General features: G+C 49.6%; 18 protein-coding genes. 13 read left to right on the plus strand and 5 right to left on the minus strand.

What is annotated here, in order from left to right; translation table 11 throughout:
• The first annotated feature begins 74 nt into the window (after positions 1–74).
• The 5 genes from MHH78_RS19105 to MHH78_RS19125 all read left to right on the plus strand — a co-directional run bounded on the left by MHH78_RS19105 (position 75) and on the right by MHH78_RS19125 (position 5,656).
• Positions 75–2,621, plus strand: coding sequence for a diguanylate cyclase domain-containing protein (locus MHH78_RS19105; protein WP_341168423.1), 2,547 nt, complete (start codon positions 75–77; stop codon positions 2,619–2,621).
• A 376-nt stretch (positions 2,622–2,997) separates the two neighbouring features.
• A complete protein-coding gene (locus MHH78_RS19110) occupies positions 2,998–3,678 on the plus strand; it encodes a succinylglutamate desuccinylase/aspartoacylase family protein (RefSeq protein WP_076085775.1) in 681 nt (226 codons plus the stop codon).
• A 100-nt stretch (positions 3,679–3,778) separates the two neighbouring features.
• Complete coding sequence (locus MHH78_RS19115; protein WP_340940476.1) at positions 3,779–4,159, plus strand: GntR family transcriptional regulator; 381 nt, start codon at positions 3,779–3,781, stop codon at positions 4,157–4,159.
• A complete protein-coding gene (locus MHH78_RS19120; protein WP_341168424.1) occupies positions 4,156–5,025 on the plus strand; it encodes an ABC transporter ATP-binding protein in 870 nt (289 codons plus the stop codon). The genes MHH78_RS19115 and MHH78_RS19120 overlap by 4 nt, the downstream gene beginning before the upstream one ends.
• Positions 5,018–5,656: an ABC-2 transporter permease gene (locus MHH78_RS19125; protein WP_341168425.1), complete on the plus strand. Its 639-nt coding sequence runs from the start codon at positions 5,018–5,020 to the stop codon at positions 5,654–5,656. Before MHH78_RS19120 ends, MHH78_RS19125 begins: the two co-directional genes overlap by 8 nt.
• A 97-nt stretch (positions 5,657–5,753) precedes the next feature.
• On the opposite strand, the gene MHH78_RS19130 is transcribed toward MHH78_RS19125, so the two are convergent.
• Complete coding sequence (locus MHH78_RS19130) at positions 5,754–6,116, minus strand: ribosomal protein L7/L12 (RefSeq protein ID WP_341168426.1); 363 nt, start codon at positions 6,114–6,116, stop codon at positions 5,754–5,756.
• 173 nt (positions 6,117–6,289) lie between these two features.
• Here MHH78_RS19130 and MHH78_RS19135 point away from each other — a divergent pair, with 173 nt between their 5' ends.
• Positions 6,290–7,243, plus strand: coding sequence for an NADP-dependent oxidoreductase (locus tag MHH78_RS19135; RefSeq protein WP_341168427.1), 954 nt, complete (start codon positions 6,290–6,292; stop codon positions 7,241–7,243).
• Here the strand turns inward: MHH78_RS19135 and MHH78_RS19140 are convergent.
• Positions 7,240–7,842, minus strand: a complete 603-nt coding sequence (locus tag MHH78_RS19140) for a TetR/AcrR family transcriptional regulator (protein WP_341168428.1) — start codon at positions 7,840–7,842, stop codon at positions 7,240–7,242. The genes MHH78_RS19135 and MHH78_RS19140 overlap by 4 nt on opposite strands.
• 154 nt (positions 7,843–7,996) lie before the next feature.
• Here MHH78_RS19140 and MHH78_RS19145 point away from each other — a divergent pair, with 154 nt between their 5' ends.
• Together MHH78_RS19145 and MHH78_RS19150 are read left to right on the plus strand one after the other, a co-directional pair.
• Positions 7,997–8,188, plus strand: coding sequence for a hypothetical protein (locus MHH78_RS19145; RefSeq protein WP_076085806.1), 192 nt, complete (start codon positions 7,997–7,999; stop codon positions 8,186–8,188).
• Between the two features lie 92 nt (positions 8,189–8,280).
• Complete coding sequence (locus MHH78_RS19150) at positions 8,281–8,751, plus strand: GNAT family N-acetyltransferase (protein WP_341168429.1); 471 nt, start codon at positions 8,281–8,283, stop codon at positions 8,749–8,751.
• A gap of 24 nt (positions 8,752–8,775) precedes the next feature.
• Here MHH78_RS19150 and MHH78_RS19155 read toward each other — a convergent pair whose 3' ends face one another.
• Positions 8,776–9,555 (minus strand): helix-turn-helix domain-containing protein, encoded by a 780-nt coding sequence (locus MHH78_RS19155; RefSeq protein ID WP_076074960.1) that lies wholly within the window; start codon positions 9,553–9,555, stop codon positions 8,776–8,778.
• A 134-nt stretch (positions 9,556–9,689) separates the two neighbouring features.
• Here MHH78_RS19155 and MHH78_RS19160 point away from each other — a divergent pair, with 134 nt between their 5' ends.
• From MHH78_RS19160 to MHH78_RS19175, 4 genes are all read left to right on the plus strand, one after another.
• Positions 9,690–11,480, plus strand: a complete 1,791-nt coding sequence (locus MHH78_RS19160; protein ID WP_341168430.1) for a glycoside hydrolase family 2 protein — start codon at positions 9,690–9,692, stop codon at positions 11,478–11,480.
• Positions 11,481–11,604: 124 nt separating this feature from the next.
• A complete protein-coding gene (locus MHH78_RS19165; RefSeq protein WP_341168431.1) occupies positions 11,605–12,078 on the plus strand; it encodes a C40 family peptidase in 474 nt (157 codons plus the stop codon).
• Between the two features lie 145 nt (positions 12,079–12,223).
• Positions 12,224–12,649, plus strand: coding sequence for a MarR family winged helix-turn-helix transcriptional regulator (locus tag MHH78_RS19170; RefSeq protein WP_076074967.1), 426 nt, complete (start codon positions 12,224–12,226; stop codon positions 12,647–12,649).
• 117 nt (positions 12,650–12,766) lie between these two features.
• A complete protein-coding gene (locus tag MHH78_RS19175; protein ID WP_341168432.1) occupies positions 12,767–14,149 on the plus strand; it encodes an MFS transporter in 1,383 nt (460 codons plus the stop codon).
• Between the two features lie 658 nt (positions 14,150–14,807).
• On the opposite strand, the gene MHH78_RS19180 is transcribed toward MHH78_RS19175, so the two are convergent.
• Positions 14,808–15,851 (minus strand): YeiH family protein, encoded by a 1,044-nt coding sequence (locus MHH78_RS19180; RefSeq protein WP_341168433.1) that lies wholly within the window; start codon positions 15,849–15,851, stop codon positions 14,808–14,810.
• A gap of 127 nt (positions 15,852–15,978) precedes the next feature.
• Between MHH78_RS19180 and MHH78_RS19185 the strand changes: the two genes are divergently transcribed.
• Entirely contained in the window at positions 15,979–16,872 is an 894-nt protein-coding gene (locus tag MHH78_RS19185) for a LysR family transcriptional regulator (RefSeq protein ID WP_341170345.1), read from the plus strand.
• A gap of 13 nt (positions 16,873–16,885) precedes the next feature.
• On the opposite strand, the gene MHH78_RS19190 is transcribed toward MHH78_RS19185, so the two are convergent.
• Positions 16,886–17,461: a dihydrofolate reductase family protein gene (locus tag MHH78_RS19190; RefSeq protein WP_341168434.1), complete on the minus strand. Its 576-nt coding sequence runs from the start codon at positions 17,459–17,461 to the stop codon at positions 16,886–16,888.
• Positions 17,462–18,456: the final 995 nt, after the last annotated feature.

Raw genomic sequence — 18,456 nt, forward strand, 5'->3', positions numbered from 1 at the left:
GCCCAAAGTAAGTTAGAATGAACCTACGCCAAAACAGCTTAGAAATCATTTACTTCAATGGAGGCATTGCACCTATGTCAGATTTTAATACAGAACATGAGAATCAGCCGCTGAACCGGACCCTGTTGAATGAAGCCGGGCTGGACCCCAAGGAACCCGTGGATCTTAATAACTGTGAGAAGGAGCCCATCCATATTCCCGGACTTATTCAGCCGCATGGTGTATTGCTGGCTGTAACTCAGGACACAGCTCCTAGGATTGTCCAGGCCAGTCTGAATACGGGTAAGTTACTGGGAACAGCTGCAGAATCACTGTTAGGAACGCCTATGGCTGACCTGGTAGGCCCGGAGCAGCTGAAGATGATGCTTGAACGCAGTGTGAATGCGAAAGAAACAGCAGATTTACAATATATAGTTATAACGATTAAAGTGGCAGATCAGCCGGTGGACTTCTTCTGCATCATTCACGAAAGTGAAGGGTTGATGATCGTTGAACTGGAGCCTGCCTCCATCGATCAGAGCGACAGCTCCAATGACTTCGACTGGATCCGCACGTTCTTCGGACGGCTGAAGCATACGGCGAACCGTCTCGAAGCCAGCCAGGCCGCCGCCGAGCAGGTGAAGGAGATGCTCGGTTATGACCGGGTCATGATCTACGAATTCGATGAACAGTGGAACGGCAAGGTGATTGCGGAAGCCAAGGAAGAAGGACTGGAACCGTTCCTTGGCCATCATTATCCTGCGTCTGACATTCCGAAGCAGGCGCGTGAGCTGTATCTGCGCAACTGGCTGCGGACAATCGTCGATGTGAACTATCTTCCGGTTCCGATCACCCCGGTGCTGCAGCCGCTTACCGGTAAGCCCTTGAACCTCAGCTTGTCCATCCTCCGTAGTGTGTCTCCGCTCCATATTGAGTATTTGCAGAATATGGGGGTAGGCGCAACGACCACCATCTCGCTGATCAATAATAACAAGCTCTGGGGACTGATCACCTGTCATCACTATTCTCCCAAGTATGTCCCGCACCGTATCCGTAATCTGTGTAATTTCCTGGGTGCCTTCTTCTCGAGTGAGCTGTACCAGCGTCAGCAGCTCGACAATTATCAGACGGAGCTGGAGCTGCGGACCAAGGCGATGAGGATTGTCGATATTTTCACAGGTAACGTCAGCTCTTCCCGGGTGATTGAACAGCTCGGCGATGAAGAGCAGACGCTACTGGGTATGATGGAGGCTTCCGGCGCAGCCGTGTGTTATCAGGACAAGCTGATGCTGTTCGGAGTAGCACCCTCCCAGGAGCAGGTGCGGGAGCTTGCCGGCTGGCTGGCAGGGAAGTCGAAGGATTACACCTACTGCACCTCCAGGCTCAGTCTGGAATATGAATCAGCCAAAGCTTACAAGAATAAAGCCTCCGGTGTCATCTATCTCTCCCTGACTCCAGGACACCAGAATTACATGATCTGGTTCAGGCCTGAGGTGGTCGAGATTGTGGACTGGGCCGGAGATCCGGCTAAGGCTGTCATTCAGGAGAATGACGGACAGCGCCTGTCTCCCCGCAAGTCCTTTGAGAAATGGCGGCAGGTGGTTCAGTCCACCTCACTTCCGTGGAGAGAGCAGCATCTTAACATTCTGCCTCAGCTCAAATCTATTCTGCGTGGACAGACCGAGAACCAACTGCGTCAGGCGGAAGAACAGGCCCTGCAGAATGCCCGCAGTCTGCGCCACAACGAACAGCGGTATCTGCAGCTGATGGATCTGTCTCCGGTAGCCTTCTTCATGATTACCGATGATGTGATCGCCTACTGCAATAACCGTGCAGTGGAGCTGATGGGTGAAGAGAAAGGAAAATCCCTGATCGGGCAGCCGTTCCTGAACTATGTGCAGGAGTCTTACCGGCCAGCCCTGGAGCAGCACTTCACAGACCTGAGCCAGAATGTGACCCAGTTCGTATCCGATCAGGGACAGTTCCTGAGCAGTGACGGGCAACCGCTGGACGTAAGCCTGAGTCTGGCCTCGGTTATTCATGGCGGCAGACCATCCGTTATGGCGGTGCTTAACACTGGAACCGGTACAGAGGCGAAGGGTGAAGCCTATATCGATGCGGCCAATCAGATGCAAAGCTATCTGACGACCGATTCACTAACCGATCTGCCGAACCGCCAGGCCCTTGTGCATGAGCTGGATCATCGCTGGGAGGATACGCTGAATACCCGGGAACCCTTGCTGCTGCTGTCGATTGATATCGATGATTTCCATTCCTATAATGCGGTACACGGGCTGAAGGGCGGCGATCTCTGTATCCAGTCGGTAGCCGACGTACTGAATATCATCAGCATCACGCACGGCACCTTCGTGGCCCGCTTCAGCGGGGCGAACTTCATTCTCACGATGGCGGGTGCGTCCGCCTCCCAGGCGGAGCAATTAGCCGAGTCCGTCCGTCAAGGTGTCTCTGATCTGCAGATTCCCCGCGACCGCTTTGAAGAGGAAGGGGTGGTCACTGTAAGCATAGGCGGCCTGTTGAAGGTACCGGTTCCCTCTGACCGCCCGTCTGACTTCATTGCCAAGGCGGAGAAGGCTCTTTATGAGGCGAAGTCTGCCGGGAAGAACCAGGTCGTGTTTTATTAAAATAAAATTTATATGCTTCACACTATAAACTATCCTTCTATTTCTCGCTGAAACGGTACCGTCCTTTAAAAGGACTACGAAGCTGTTTCTACTTGACACCCGCTAGTACTATCGTGCATCCAGAGAAGAAGCCGGATGAGTCCATATTGGACTTGTCCGGTTTTTTTAGAAAGAATTTATATGTTTTGGGGCCCCCGCAAAGTTTTTGGGTCATCACCTACGCTAAAGCTCCACTTTGTGGGGTTATTTTGCTGTCCTATTCGTCCAATCCCCCGCAGGTAATCCGCATACATTACAGAGTAACCGTTGGTGCTGTCCAGAATCTTGTATACCATCATCCACATGATCCGCATTATCCAGAGCGAGGTGAACCACATTGTCTGTAGAGAAGCATACGCTGGCGGCAGGAACGCCCTATGCCACACCTTATTATGTCATTAGCAGCGGTGTCCCCGGACCTGTATTCATGATCATCTCCGGTGTTCACGGCAATGAGCCGGCGAGCAGCCGTGCAGCGCAAGGCATCGCCAGCCGGCTCAGCCGGGGAGATCTGATGCTGCGTTCAGGAAAGCTGATTATCGTCCCGCTGGTGAATCAAATCGCACGGCGCAAGGGGATTCGCGGGAAGCCCGACCTGAACCGTACCTTCCCGCGCGGACAAGGCGCCCCGGCCCGTCATCCATTGTCGGCAGCCGTATGGCAGCTTGCCTTGCGCTACCGTCCCTCGTGGGTACTGGATCTGCATGAGGCGAACGGGTTGTCCGAGCTGAATCCGAAGCGGGTCGGCCAGACCTTGATCATCAGCCCGGTCAGCCGGGCGCATGGACTGGCGAAGCAAATTGTGATGCGGATGAATCAGACGATCACTAATAGAGCTTACCGCTTCAACATACGGCATAGGGAGCGTGCAGGAACTTCACGGATGGCCTTCCAGCGCCTGCTCGGTGCCCGGGCGGTGACCGTAGAGACCTGCTGGAGCTTGGATTACGCCTTAAGAGTAAGGCTGCAGAGTGAGATCGTATACCACTTTCTGCGGTCTCAGGGAATGATCGGCTAATTAAGGGGATGACATTAAGAGATTGACACAACTGGACATAGTGTATATATTACATATATACACTAGTTACAACAAACACAAAGGAAGCTGATGCTGCTGCATGAATATCGTGATATCAAGTACATCTGGCGAACCCATCTACGCCCAGATTGTGGGACAGGTCCGCCAGATGATTCTCCAAGGCGAGCTGGTCTCGGGTACGCCCCTGCCATCGATCCGCTTACTGGCGAAGGAGCTGCAGATTAGCGTCATTACCACCAAGCGGGCTTATGAGGAGCTGGAGCGGGAGGGGCTGATCAACTCGATTGTCGGCAAGGGGTCTTTTGTCTCCGGGGCCGATCAGGAATATATCCGGGAACAGCGGCTGCGGATGGTAGAGGGCAAGCTGAAGGATATTATTGACGAGAGCAGACAACTGGGCATGGAATACGCTGAACTCGCGGAGATGCTGAAGCTGCTCTATGAGGAGGAACAGGAATGAGTACTGTAATTGAGCTGGACCATGTAACGAAGAGCTACGACCGTTTTGAGCTGAAGGATATTTCGTTATCGATTAAGGAGGGTTACATTACCGGGCTGATCGGCCCGAATGGTGCAGGCAAGACCTCAATGATCAAGTTGATGATGGGCTTAATCTTGCAGGATCAAGGGGACATCCGGGTCTTCGGCCAGAACAACCGTCAGGAGCAGGCTGCGATTCGGGGGCGGATCGGCTACGTCTCGGATGAGAGCTTCTATTATGAGCATATGACCGTGAAGCAGATGAAGAACATTATTGCTCCGTTCTATCCCGGTTGGAACAACGATACATATCTGAGATTTCAGGAGCAGTTCAAGCTGTCTCCGGGCAAGAAGATTAAGGACTTGTCAAAGGGGATGAAAATCAAATTCTCACTCGCCGTAGCCTTGTCCCATGGTGCCGATCTGCTGATTATGGATGAGCCTACTTCGGGGCTTGATCCGATCTTCCGCCGGGAGATGCTGGAGCTGCTCAGTGAGCATATCCAGGATGAGAAGAAGTCGATTCTATTCTCCACTCATAACACTACGGATCTGGACCGGATTGCCGATTATATTGTATTCATTAATGAGGGACGGGTTGTGTTCCATGAGATGAAGGAGAGTCTGAGCGAGCGCTATCTGCTGGTCAAAGGCGGGAAGGAGCTGCTGGACCGGGATGTCCGGCGGTGGTTCGTGGGGCTGCGGGAGAACGGGCTGGGATTCGAGGGCCTGATCAGCAATCGTGCGGAGGGCGAACATTACTTCAGGGACACGGCACTCTGCGAGACACCTACGCTGGAAGAGATTATGTACTACACGGTAAAAGGGGACGAAGCCCATGCATAATTCCATAGCGCTGATCCGTAAAGACTTCATTCTTACCCGGAAGTTCGCTTTGCTGCTGATTCCCTATTTTGTGCTTATGTTATATTCCAGTGCACAAGCCTATACGGTATTCTCGTTGTTGCCGGCACTATTGCTCCTGATAAACGGCTGTACGATTGATATGCAGCATAACAACCAGAAGTTTCTGGCCACGCTCCCGGTGCCAAGGCAACGGCTGATTCAAGCGAAATATCTGACGATCATTCCACTCTCGCTATTCAGTCTCATTTGTACCTTAATCATGTACTGGGTTGCGGTGACTATGGGCAAGCTGGATGAACCGCTGCGCTGGAGAGAGCTGGGCCTGATTACGGCGCTGATTCCGCTGCTGGCCTCATTCTATCTCCCGCTGTATTACTGGTTAGGGCAGAAAGGGATGCAGTTCGTCAATATAGTGTTTATGATGGTCATTATGCTGAGTTTCACTACAATTGGAAGCTTGAACAAAGAGTTTCCGGCGGTCGCTCAATGGGTTCAGGACGGTAAAATAGACAATATGCTGCCCGTAGTCATCGGCGTGCTGGCATACCTCATTATTATCTATAGCTCCTATCTGATTTCGTCGCGAATTTATATGCACAAGGATATTTAGCTTCATTGCCGGTATGAGCTTCATCCCAAGAATGACCTCAGCTTCCACAATCCCGTGGCAGTCTGAGGTCATTCTTGATCATTCACTCATGGTTCACTCAGCGGAAGTTCCCGCCCCGTTCCAGGTTATCTACGAAGTCCTTGGCTTCCTTGAGGCCCAAATTCCGCGCTTCGCGTATGACCTTGATCGCCTGGATCTTCTTGCCTTCGGCCATGAGCAGGCGGATTCTCCGCTCGAGGTCCGGTGCCAGTTCCGGGTTCTGCACGAATAAGGGAGCCGGGATGTCAGTAGCTCTGCCGCTAGCCGGGGAAGAGTACATTCCGCCGTAAGCATCTCTTTGCGCTAACCGGGACTCTAGCTCATTCACACGTCTCTTCAGACTGAACACACTGAGCATAAGCAATAGCGCCAGCACCAGAGCCAGAATGGCGATGAGATCGATCGTATCCATATGTTCCATAGGCATTGCTCCTTCCCTAATTATCTACTACCCGTAAGAAGAAAGAATGAACACTTCAGGCCTGAATGTTGATTGTATCCGCTTGGGCGGGACCCTACAATGAATTACAGGAACAGTACACCTATTGCTTCAACGGTACGCGGATTCCCAATTCATCTGGAGGAGTGATCGCAGTGAACGAAGCTACACCTATGAAGGCGATTCGGATACATCAATTTGGAGGGCTAGAAGAGTTAAGGTATGAGGATGCGCCGATCCCCGTTCCCGCAGCGGACGAGATTCTGATTAAGGTGGCAGGGACCGCATTCAATCAGGCAGATGTCAAAATCCGCAAGGGATACCTGCAAGCTATTTTCCCGCATGAATTTCCTTACATTCCTAACTTTGAGGTGTCGGGTACGGTGGAGGCAGCAGGAGCAGAGGTTACGGACTTTCAGCCGGGGGACAGAGTCTATGCTGCACTCGATATGTCCCGGGACGGTGCTGCCGCAGAGTATGTGGTTACCAAAGCGCAGTATGCTGCGCTGGCGCCAGTCTCCCTGGAGCTATCCGATGCTGCCGCGCTGCCGATTGGTGTCTTAACCGCATGGCAGGGGTTATTCGATCATGGTAACCTGCCGCAGGGTGGGCGTGTACTGATTGCCGGAGCCGCTGGCGGGGTAGGCAGCTATGCAGTGCAATTTGCCAAGCAGCATGGAGCGTATGTTATCGGGACTTCCTCGGCGGCCAGTATGCCGATGCTTCAGGAGCTGGGGATTGACGAAATCATTGATTACACCAAGGAGAGCGTCACGGACAAGCTGAAGGATAAGGTGGATCTGATCCTCAATCTGTCCCCTGAGAGCACTGAGGTACTCAACACATGGCTGCCGCTGCTAAAAGAGGGAGGAGCGCTGATCTCGGCGGTGAATCCTGCGGACGAAATGCTGGCAGCGCAGCTTGGCGTTAAGGCACACCGGCTGTTTGCACAAGAGGATCGCACGCTGCTGACGCGGGTTGCAGAGCTGGTGGATGCGGGCAAGCTGAAGCTCTGGATTACCGGCCGTCTGCCGCTGGCCGAGCTGGCTGCCGCACATGCCATGAGCGAGGCCGGTAAGCTCCGTGGTAAGGTACTGATTACGATTTAAGACTTAGCGATCAGAGTCGACTGCATGAATAAGACCTCATTATAGATCACCGCCAGCTCCTCCGGAGTATAAGGCATCCCGCTGTGCAGCCATTCTTCCGTAATTCCGAGAAAAATGGACGCGGAATGCGCAGCGAGATACTCTGGAGGAACCGCCGGGTGGTCGGTAAATACGCCATTCATCTCCAGCTTCCGGTAGAAGCTGCGCTTGATAACCTCCTTGAATTGCCCCGGAAATGCCGCATCCCCTTTAGCTCCGAGAAATAAGCGGATACGCTCGCCGTGCTGGTGCAGATACTCAAGGATATGCACCAAGGGCGGATAGGGCAAGCCCTTCAGATAATGCCCGGACATCTCTTCACGTACGATTTTGACAACCATCACCTGCTCCAGACCTGTCAGTATTTCCCTCTGCAGCTGCTCCAGGAGATCGTATTTATCTGTAAAATGCAGATAGAACGTTCCCCTGTTAATATGTGTTCTAAGCGCCAGCTGGCGTACGCTCACCTTGTGAAATCCTTCCTGCTCCATGAGCTGGAGGAAGTTATCCTCGATCAAAGCCCGGGTTCCCGCTGACATCCTCTCATGTATATCGCCCATAATGTGTTCGCCTCTTCCGTTAACTGCTGAAACTCTATCTTTTTAAAATAGGATATTTAAAGCCAAAATTCAAATGTTAGCTAAGCCAAAGTCTTTCTGTTTACCATAAATGAGATTAAATGGTGTATAATTGAGGGAAAGGGAGGCGATTGTAATGACTGATTTCTTCAATCCGGGACCTCATGCGAATTCGACTGATCCCGGCGGGCACAAAGCCAATCATGACGTCAATGAACAGAAGCTTCATAACGAAGGGCCTCAGGGATTCTGGCGGCAGATCTCTGATCTGGTAATTGCAGTAGCTGTTATTGCTTTGATTGTTGTTGTGATCATGTGGATTTTTTGATTATCTTTGATTATATAAGAAGCACTTAAGATTAGCACTTACAGCATGGTCGTCGCTGCGGTGAACATTTGGCCCTCCGGCCGCTGTTGTGTTTGGATTTCCTGATTATAACCGCTCCTCGCGGTAGAAATCCAAACACAGCCTTTGCTTACGATGCGAGCTTTCCTTCGGAAAGCTTTCAGGCGGACGCTATCGCTCCTCCAGTTCCAAATTTCCCCTCCACTTCTTTTGCTTTTTTTGTTAATTTCTTTAGTGCGTCTTATATAACATCTCCACATCCGTCCCATCATAACGGTGAAATCGGGTATTGGATCGGTGAAGCCCATTGGGGGCACGGTTACGGAACCGAGGCTGCCAGAGCGGTTATTGAATTTGCTTTTACCGAAAAGAAGTATCACAAGGTCTATGCCCGGCATTTCGCCTCCAACCCGGCCTCAGGAAGAATTATGCAGAAGTGCGGAATGACCTATGAAGGCACATTGAAAGATCAAATACATAAGATTAATTCGTATGAGGATTTGGTTTATTACGGAATCGTTAATCCCGCTCATCTAAGCCAATAACCCCGAGCCACTCTTCCTTCGCCATCAGCCCTGCACTCGATATTCACTCGGCGTCTGGCCGGTGAACTTCTTGAACTGCCGCATGAAATGGACATCGTTCTCATAGCCGCAACTCGCAGAGATCTGGCAGACGCTATACGTGGTGCTCTTCAGTAAATAGGACGCATGCCCCAGCCGGTTCTGAATGATGTCGCTGACGGCCGGAATGCCGAAGATCTGCTTATAGATCTGCTGAAAATAGGACGGGCTCATGTTCATCCGCTCCGCGAGCTGTTCGACAGAGTACCAGGTGGAGGGGGAACTGAGCACTTCATTTCTCAGGTTCAGGAATGAATCATAGTACTTGCTGACCGGCTGGCTGGCCTCCACATGATGCCGCATATCGCTAAGCTTCATGAACAGGCAACGAATAATGGAGTCGATAATCTCCTGGCGGAAGCTGCCGTTCTGCAGATTCTCCCAGTGAAGCTCATTCACTTTTCTAGTGATATAGAGCGGGTCATGGGCCTTCATTAAGGTGTCCAGCGGCAGCTTCAAGCGTTCAAACCAAGCATTCGCCCCCTCCAGCTCGAAGTGAAACCAGTCATGCACCAGCGGCAGCTCTGCGTCTCTGTAGAAGTAGTGGCTGTTTCTGTTATAGATGATGTAAGTATTCGGTTCAGCATAGACGCTCCGCGTCTGAAGCCTCAGCTCCATCTTGCTCCGAAAGAATACAAAGACGTAATCGCCGGAGCCTTCCGGGCGGTCAATCGTCATGCCCTCTGGATGAATAACATTCGAACCGCACCGCTTTAGGGTGATCATACACAATTCCACCTTTTAGATGATAGATCAGTCAATCAATAGAATAATTCATTTTCTTTCCCGGGACAAGGGAGTACTCTGTGATAGTGAATATGGAGAATACTTCAGTAATGAGAAAGAGGGTTAATTCTAATATGACTGGAACAACGACGAAAGCAGCTACGAAATTCTATACCCCGAACTACCCGAGACCCCAATTTGTCCGCAGCCAGTGGCTGGATCTGAACGGAGAATGGGACTTTAGCTTCGATGATGATCACGCAGGCATTGCGGCGCGCTGGATGGATTATTTTCCGGCCACACATACCATTAACGTTCCATTCACCTACGAGACAGCGGCCAGCGGCATCGGTGAGGAGACCTTCCACCCACGGATCTGGTACCGCAAGCAACTCGTCCTGTCCCCGGCGGTAGAAGGGAAGCGGACGGTGCTGCATTTTGAAGGCGTGGATTATAAGGCGGTCTGCTGGGTGAACGGCGGCTATGCAGGAGAGCATGAGGGGGCGTATAGCCGGTTCTCCTTCGATATTACCGATCTGCTCAGGCAGGATGGCGTGAACGAGATTGTGCTGATGGTGACTGACAGCGACAGTTGTCTGCAGCCCCGGGGCAAGCAGCGCTGGGCGGGCCGGAACCACGATTCATTCTATGTGCAGACGACAGGCATCTGGAAGAGTGTCTGGCTGGAGCATGTCCACGCTACCCGGCTGGATTCAGTGAAAATGACGCCAGACATTAACCGCCAAATGCTCCGGCTGGATTACCACATGCAAGGCCTGACCGAAGCAAAGGATCTCCGGCTGGAGACGGAAATTACGTTTCAGGGCCAACGAGTAAATAAGCTTAGCCTGTCGGTGGACAGAGCGAGGATGACTGTGGAAGTTAGCATGATGGAGGGCATTAACGGCCCTTGGCTGCAGAACCTGTGGTCACCGGGGAATCCGAACCTTTTTGACATCGAATTCGTGCTGTATGCGGGTGAACAGGAGATTGACCGGGTAGGCTCGTATTTCGGTATGCGCAGCATTTCGATCAAGGGGGGCCAGATCCTGCTGAACAACCTCCCGCTGTATCAAAGACTGATCCTGGACCAGGGCTACTGGACCGATACTCATTTGACTCCGCCGTCTGAAGAAGCGCTGATTCAAGATATTGAGGCGATTATGGAGATGGGCTACAACGGCCTGCGTAAGCATATGAAGGTTGAAGATGCCCGCTTCCTGTACTGGTGCGATGTTAAGGGGCTATTGGTCTGGTCTGAAATGGCGGCGGCTTATGAATTTAATGACGAGGCTATGGAGCGTTTCACCAACGAATGGCTGGAGGTCGTGCGGCAGCAGTATAATCATCCGTGCATCATCACCTGGGTGCCTTTTAACGAATCGTGGGGAGTGCAGAATATCCTTCATGACGTCCGGCAGCAGACATTCACGGAGGGTATCTATTATTTGACCAAATCTATCGATCCTTATCGGCCGGTGATTACGAATGACGGCTGGGAGCATACCGTGTCCGACATTCTGACCCTGCATGATTATGTGGAGCGGGGCGAAGCGTTATATGAAACTTACAGGGACAAAGACTCTATTACCGGCAGCAGCGGCACGTATAACGAATGGAAGTTTGCTTTTGCAGAAGGTTACAGCTATAAGGGGCAGCCGATCATCATCAGCGAATATGGGGGGATTGCGTTCAAGAGCGAGCACGGCTGGGGTTATGGCCAGCAGGTGGATAGCGAGGAAGCTTTTGTGGAGCGGTTCGGCAGCTTGACCCGGGCGATTCAGGCGATTCCGTTCATCTCCGGCTACTGTTATACGCAGGTTACAGACGTTCAGGATGAGGTCAACGGCTTAATGACCGCGGAGCGCGAGCCGAAGGTACCGCTTACGCGGATACGGGAGATTAACCTGCGCCAGGGGATGTAAACTCTTTCAAAAAGCACCGAAGGGGTTGACGAACGAAGAATATTAAACTATCATTCATAATAGTTACAAAAAATTAATATATGTCAGGCAGCATTAGCCGGCAAGAAAGGAGACTGAGTTCTTTTTGAAGAAAGGAATCGTGTGGCTACTGGGTATTGTACTATTGCTATCGTTTGGATCCGAAAGAGCATCTGCGGATAACAGCTCCAGGCTTGACCAAGAGGTTAATGAGGTTATGGGCACTCCATATAAATGGGGGGGCACCAAGGTATCTGAAGGGTTTGACTGTTCCGGATTTATAATATACATATTTGGCAAGTTCAACTTAGATCTTCCGAGAACATCCAAGTCGCAGGCGAGCGCAGGCGAATATGTAGCCAAGTCCGATCTACGTCCGGGAGATCTTGTCTTTTTCGACACCGGAGGCAACGGCATCTCGCATGCAGGCATCTATGTGGGGGATAACCAATTTGCACATTCCTCAAGCAATAATGGAGTAACCATCACCAAGCTGTCTTCGAGCTACTACAAGGATAGATACGTAACCGCCAGAAGAACCATTTCGGAGAGCATGTATCAGAAGATGACTGGCAATTAAATATATTAATACTACGAGCCTCTAGAACTTCTAGGGGCTCTATTTATATATAAAGACTGATCTTTAAATGATTTGACACGGGAATGAGGTGAGATTATAATGGTCGCAGCAACTATAGTCATGACTGCTATCAAGGAGGTCAACCTTGGAATTAGAACAATATATTGGTGTGAATGTGCAGCGCGCGGCACTTAAATTGAATAATTACTATCAAAAGGTAGTTAACCCGTTTGACATCACAGTGGATCAGTGGGAAATCCTAATCGTACTATGGGAAAAGGAAGGAATCACGCAAAAAGAACTTGCCGAGAGACTGCACAAGGACCAGACTAATGTTGCACGAATGCTGTTTAAGCTGGAAAAGAAGGAGTTTATATATCGTGTGGTTCATGAAACGGATAGAAGGTCTTTGCGTGTATATTTAACGCCTAAAGGACGAGATATTAAAGATGAAATTCTGGCCCCTTCCAATGAAGCCTATAATAAAACGATCCAGGGGTTATCCAAAGAAGAAGTTGAGACGTTTCGAAGGGTTCTTACTGTAATCTATAACAACGTAAAAGACTTATAGCCGACAGAGGAGTTTCTCTGCACTTAAAAGGGAGAGACTTTTCTGGCAAAATACTTGCTGAGGCAACTATGGTTGAGACTATTAATAGCATATTCTATTTCTAAGGAGAGTTGTAAGATGGAACTATCAGCAGAAGAAACAGGGGTTTTCGACGCCAAGTATAGAGCATTAACCATTGGAATTATTCTTGCTGTAACTACCGTTGCGTTTGAAGGTTTAGCAGTGGTTACAATTGCTCCAAGCCTGGCACAGAAATTGAACGGGCTGCATTTATACGGCTGGATATTCAGCTCTTTTCTGTTGGCACAAATCCTGGGAACGATGATCATAGGAGCGCGGATTAACAAAAACGGCGTATTTGCATCGTTTGGCCTATCCATACTATTTTTTGTGATCGGCATCGTGATTGCGGCTACTTCCGTGAATATGCTTACCCTAATTATAGGGAGAGTTTTTCAAGGCTTTGGTGGAGGTGCTATCATTACATGTGTGTATTACAGCATTACTGTAGGTTATCCCGATAAGCTGAGAACGAGAATACTTGCTTTGTTTTCCGGCGCATATATTTTACCTGCATTAATTGGCCCTTATATTGCCGGGCTTATAGCGGAGCATATCTCCTGGAGAGTTGTTTTTTGGCTGGTGCTTCCCTTCATTGGTTTGGCCGTCTTGCTGACGCTTCCCGCTTTCCGAAAATTTACAGGTAGAGTGAATACACCGTCCAAGAATAACCGAAAAGAAGGCTTTGCAGTACTACTGACTATTGGAGCGGGAATGTTGCTGGCTGGGCTGGGCTTCATAACCGATTGGAAAGGCATGGTGCTGTCGGCAGCAGGCTTGCTTATCATGATTCAGCCCTTGCGGAAGCTGCTGCCAGAGGGCACCTTAAGTGCCAGAAGAGGTTTGCCGGCTACGATTGCTTCCAGAGGATTCTTTGTGGCCAGTTATAATGCGACCGAGAGCTATGTTGTCCTGGCTTTGACAGATGTGAAAAAGCTTCCTGCGGATATGGCGGGATTAATTGTAGCCGCAGGTGCATTAAGCTGGTCAGCGGCAGCCTGGATCCAGTCCAAGTTAGATGCCAAGGATCATGGGACGGGACGGAAGAAGCGGGTAACCGTTGGTATTGGATTTATGATTATTGGAGTGGCTGCGGTCATTCTCGCTGTTGGCCTTCCCGAAGGAGGGATCGCATTTGCAGTGATTTCACAGCTTTTCACTGGCTTCGGCATCGGTTTGGCACATCCTACGACCGGAGCGATTGCACTGCAGCATACCACAACAGGTGAGGAAGGAGAGATAGCCGCCAGCCTTCAGTTTACAGATGCATTTAGTCCGGGGTTAAGCATTGGAATCGGCGGAGGCCTTATCGCCGTCAGTCAATCACTGGATTTGGGGTTGTTGACTGGGATTATATTGGCTCTGTCTCTTCAATTGTTTTTCGTTCTTTTAAGTTTTATGCTTTCCTTCCGTATTAAGCAGGCGAAGGGCTTCTTCTAACAGAAAGATTAACAAACTCCAGATCGATATAAGTATTTCTTATAAAAATACCTGAAAGAAATACGGCGCATCATCGCAGCCGATTCAATGATCATCTTCGGATTCCATGGAGAGCAGTTTACTCCTTCCGGTGGCGTGGACTCCTTCATTACCAGTGTCGAACAGCTGCGGCATGGATTGGACATCTTTCCTGTAGACTGAGATAATACAATGGAATCCATCTAAGGTGGTGTATGCAGATGCCGGCAACCTGGACATTTCATGCAAGCAGAATCAGAGTATCCCCTACTGTTAACTAATCATTTACAGGGGGAATCTAGAACCGCCCGGCCACCCTTCATGAAGGAGGCTGGGTGTGTTTTCCGAAAGGACACAACTATGAACCTGTCAGAACTAACCCAACATACTGCATCCCGCCTAAGTCCAATGCGACTGATCCCATGGGCATGTAGATGACCGGGAATTAGCCTGATCTCTACTCCTATAATCAGACGGCGACGTTGCCCTGGAATCCACCGGGGGGAGTCGCCGTTTTTGTTAGGGTGTGTAGCTCATAGTGTGCCCTGGCTCCTCGATATGCACCATCACCCGCACCAAATAATCCTCCGGATGCTTTATAACGATCTCATCCAGCAGGAATTCCTCGTAAGCATCTCTTTTAATAACATAAGTTCAAAACCTTCACAAGCAGGAAACCTAACCCGGATAGCAGGACCGATCCGATCAAGCCGGCTCCGAAGGCCTTGAGGCCCATGCGTCTAAAAGCAGCTAAATCTACGTTCAGGCCGAGGCCCGCCATAGCCATTGCAATGAGGAAGTACGCAGCAAGTATAAGCTTATCCGTGATTGCTTCAGGGATGATCTGCAGAGTATTGACGGTGCTCATTAGCAGGAACCCCAGGATGAACCACGGAACTGGTATAGATTTCAGACGGGATCGTCCGGTCTCCAGGTTTGCCTGCCGCTCCTTGCGGTTGGCCCAGATTCCGATGATTACAGCGATCGGCACCAGCATGGTGACACGTGTTAATTTGACGATGACTGCCAGATCAACCGCCTGCTTGCCGGCCGGCCCAGTTGCTGCAATGACATGAGCAATTTCGTGGAGCGTTGCGCCTGAGAAGATGCCGTAGCCCAGTGGAGTCAGGTTAATGAAAGGGTAGAGAAGGGTATACATCAGTGTGAAAATGGTGCCCAAGATCGCAACGGTTGCCGCGCTGATCGCCGTTTCCTCGTCACTTGCTTTGAGCTGCGGAGCGATGGCTACTACCGCTGCCGCTCCGCAGATCGCCGTGCCGCAGGCCGTCAGCAGTCCCAGTCTGTTTTCTACCTTGAACAGTCTCGCAAGCACAAGCACCGTACAGAATGTGAACCCAATACAAACCAAGGCGATCAGCAGTACCTTGGGGCCAGCCTGAAGGATATCCTTCAGGCTAAGCCGCATGCCGAGCAATATGATGCCATATCGCAGAAGTTTTTTGGAGGTAAAGGAGATTCCATGTGTTAGATAACTCGGAATGCCTAGCGTTGCTCTCCAGATCATTCCGAGCAGAATAGCTATGACTAACTGTCCCATAATGCACAGGAAGGGGAAGGCGGATATGTATTTGGCAAATAGGGCCAGCATCAGAGGCAAGGCGATACCGAGCGCAAATCCCAGCTTCTTCTTTTCTTTCATGTGCACAGCTAGGTGTAGATTCATCGAAGTCACGTCCAATAAGTTGAATTTAGTTCCTTTAAACACTATATTCAGTTATGATTGATTAGGGAAATACGGATTTTGAATCTATATCATAATAAATTGTTATCTTAAAGGTGGTGCGCGATCGATCATGCTTGAATCCCTGGTAGTCTATGTAACGGTTGTGGAGCAGCGGAACTTTTCCAGGGCGGCAGAGCTTCTGCATCTGTCACAGCCTGGAGTCAGTCTGCAGATCCGTAATCTGGAGAAGGAACTCGGCGTAAGGCTCATGAACCGTTCGCCCAAATGGGTGAAGTTGACGGAAGCGGGGGAGCTGTTCTATAGACGCGCGAAGGAAATGCTGAATCTCTATGAGTCCGTGAAGCTGGATCTGGCCCGGCTGCATGATACCGTCAGCGGAAGCTTACATATCGGGGCAAGCTTTACGATTGGCGAATATGTGTTGCCCCGGCTGTTCTCATCCTTCGCCAAGCAATATCCCGATGTGGACATGGGGATGACGATTGCGAATTCATCAGAGATTGCGTCTGCCTTGCGGGAGAATAAGATTGAAGTGGGGCTGATCGAAGGAAGTATCGAGGCGGCAGATCTGCAGGTTGTTCATTTTATGAAAGACGAACTGATCATCGTTGCTGCTGAGAATCACCCGCTCTCACGAACGGGCGTGGTGGAGATCAACGTACTACAGGATCAGATATGGGTGCTTCGTGAGGGCGGCTCGGGGACGCGTTCGTTCAGTAATCATTTTTTGGAACAAGCGGGCTTAAGAGTGATGCGCTCCTATGAGATCAACAGCAGTCAGGGCGTGAAGGAGGCCGTAGCTGCCGGACTGGGGATTTCTATTCTCTCGAAGTGGGTGGTCCGCAGGGAGATCGAGACCGGTAAGCTCATAGAAATTCCTGTGCAAGGCCTGAGCCTTGAAAGAGACTTCTCGATTGTGCGGCTGACCGGTCATGTTCCCAGCAGAGCGAATGAGGTGTTCGTGGAGAGATTGGTGAAGCTGGATAGTGCTTTTACCTGAATATTCGACTAGGTCATCTAACGGTCTGGTATACGAGGCCTATGGCTCCAGAATCAAATGTTTTGTTCTCGATAAGCTTCAGATTAATCTTCTCCTGGACACCTTGGAATAACGGCAAGCCGCTGCCGATCACGATGGGGGAGACCGTAATTTTATACTCATCGATTAAGCCAAGCTGCATAAGGGTATGAGCGAACCGGGGACTGCCGAGGATAACGATATCCTGGCCTGGCTGTTGTTTGAGACGCTTGATCTCTTCCTCGACGTTCTCTTTGACCAGTCTGGAATTATTCCATTCGACGTTCTTCAGAGTTGTGGAAAAGACTACTTTGGCTGTCTTCTCAATCCATTCCGCATGATCCCGTTCATACGGAGAAGCGGATGGATCTGAGGGTACGGAGGGCCAATAACTGTGCATCATTTGATATGTACCACGACCCCAAATGACCGTGTCCGCAGTACTCAGAATTCCCCTCGCGTGGCTCTCCAGATCAGCATCATAGGCAACCCAGCTAATATCCATTGGGCCGTTCGGGCCTTCTACAAAACCGTCAAGCGAAGCGTGCAGGAATAGAACGAGTTTTCTCATATTCGTTGATCCTCCGATATTCAATTTGGTTATTAGGCTTAGTATAACTCATTATGTTTTGAATATTAAAGATTTAAGATTTAAGGATTGATTATGGAAGAGACAACACTATAGATAGGATTCTAGATTGAACTTGGCTAGGAGTATTACAATATTTGGTATGATCATAATGAATGATGAGCTTGTGTAAGCTGAACATGATCTTGCAGTGTCATAATAATGCTTGTCAGTATAATTAATGATACAATTGTTATCTATGTTTATTAGATAAGGATTTATGTCCGCGGGTAGATGAGACAGTTGATGCGTTATTGGGATGGAAGCGATAAATACAACGTAGCATGTAAACCGTCAAAATCCTGTCAGAGGACGATTAGTACATGATTGTACAGTGACACAAATATTGCCTGATAGAAAAGCCTTTAATAATAAGGCTTTTTTTATTTTTTGGAGAAACTTAGTGTCATATATATGCGACACAAAGTTTCCCCCGTTCAAGGAGTTTGACGCTAAAGTTCCCCCTTTAAAGGAGAATGTAATATAAGAGGAAGCGTTAGTATCACTGCAACTAATCACATCCGTCAAGAAATCCGAATTCGCCAGAACTAGACTATTTTTAATAAAGGATTTTTGAAATAACTGAAAGATTAATTTTTATAAAAGAGGCAGAATATGTGTAAACCAATCATTCTCAATAATCTTAGAGTGAAACGATGATATGCATTTAGTAAAATTAAATAGGGAAGTTATATTATATGGGCCGTTAGAATACGATCATTGGGTTTTGATTGAAATGGATCCATTGGTACAAATTATTGTGAAAAACCATTGGAGATTAATCATGCATATTTGGAAAGCCCGATTATTGGGGTTCGCATTGTGTGAAAATCGGAATTCGTACTTGTCGGTATCGTTAAACTATGGAGGAGAATAATGGCTATTTATTTAGTGAGGCATGCTATTGCCGATGAAGTATACTGTGGGGCTTAAGTCAG

The organism is Paenibacillus sp. FSL H3-0333, assembly GCF_038002805.1.
Classification (GTDB): domain Bacteria; phylum Bacillota; class Bacilli; order Paenibacillales; family Paenibacillaceae; genus Paenibacillus_AQ; species Paenibacillus_AQ silagei.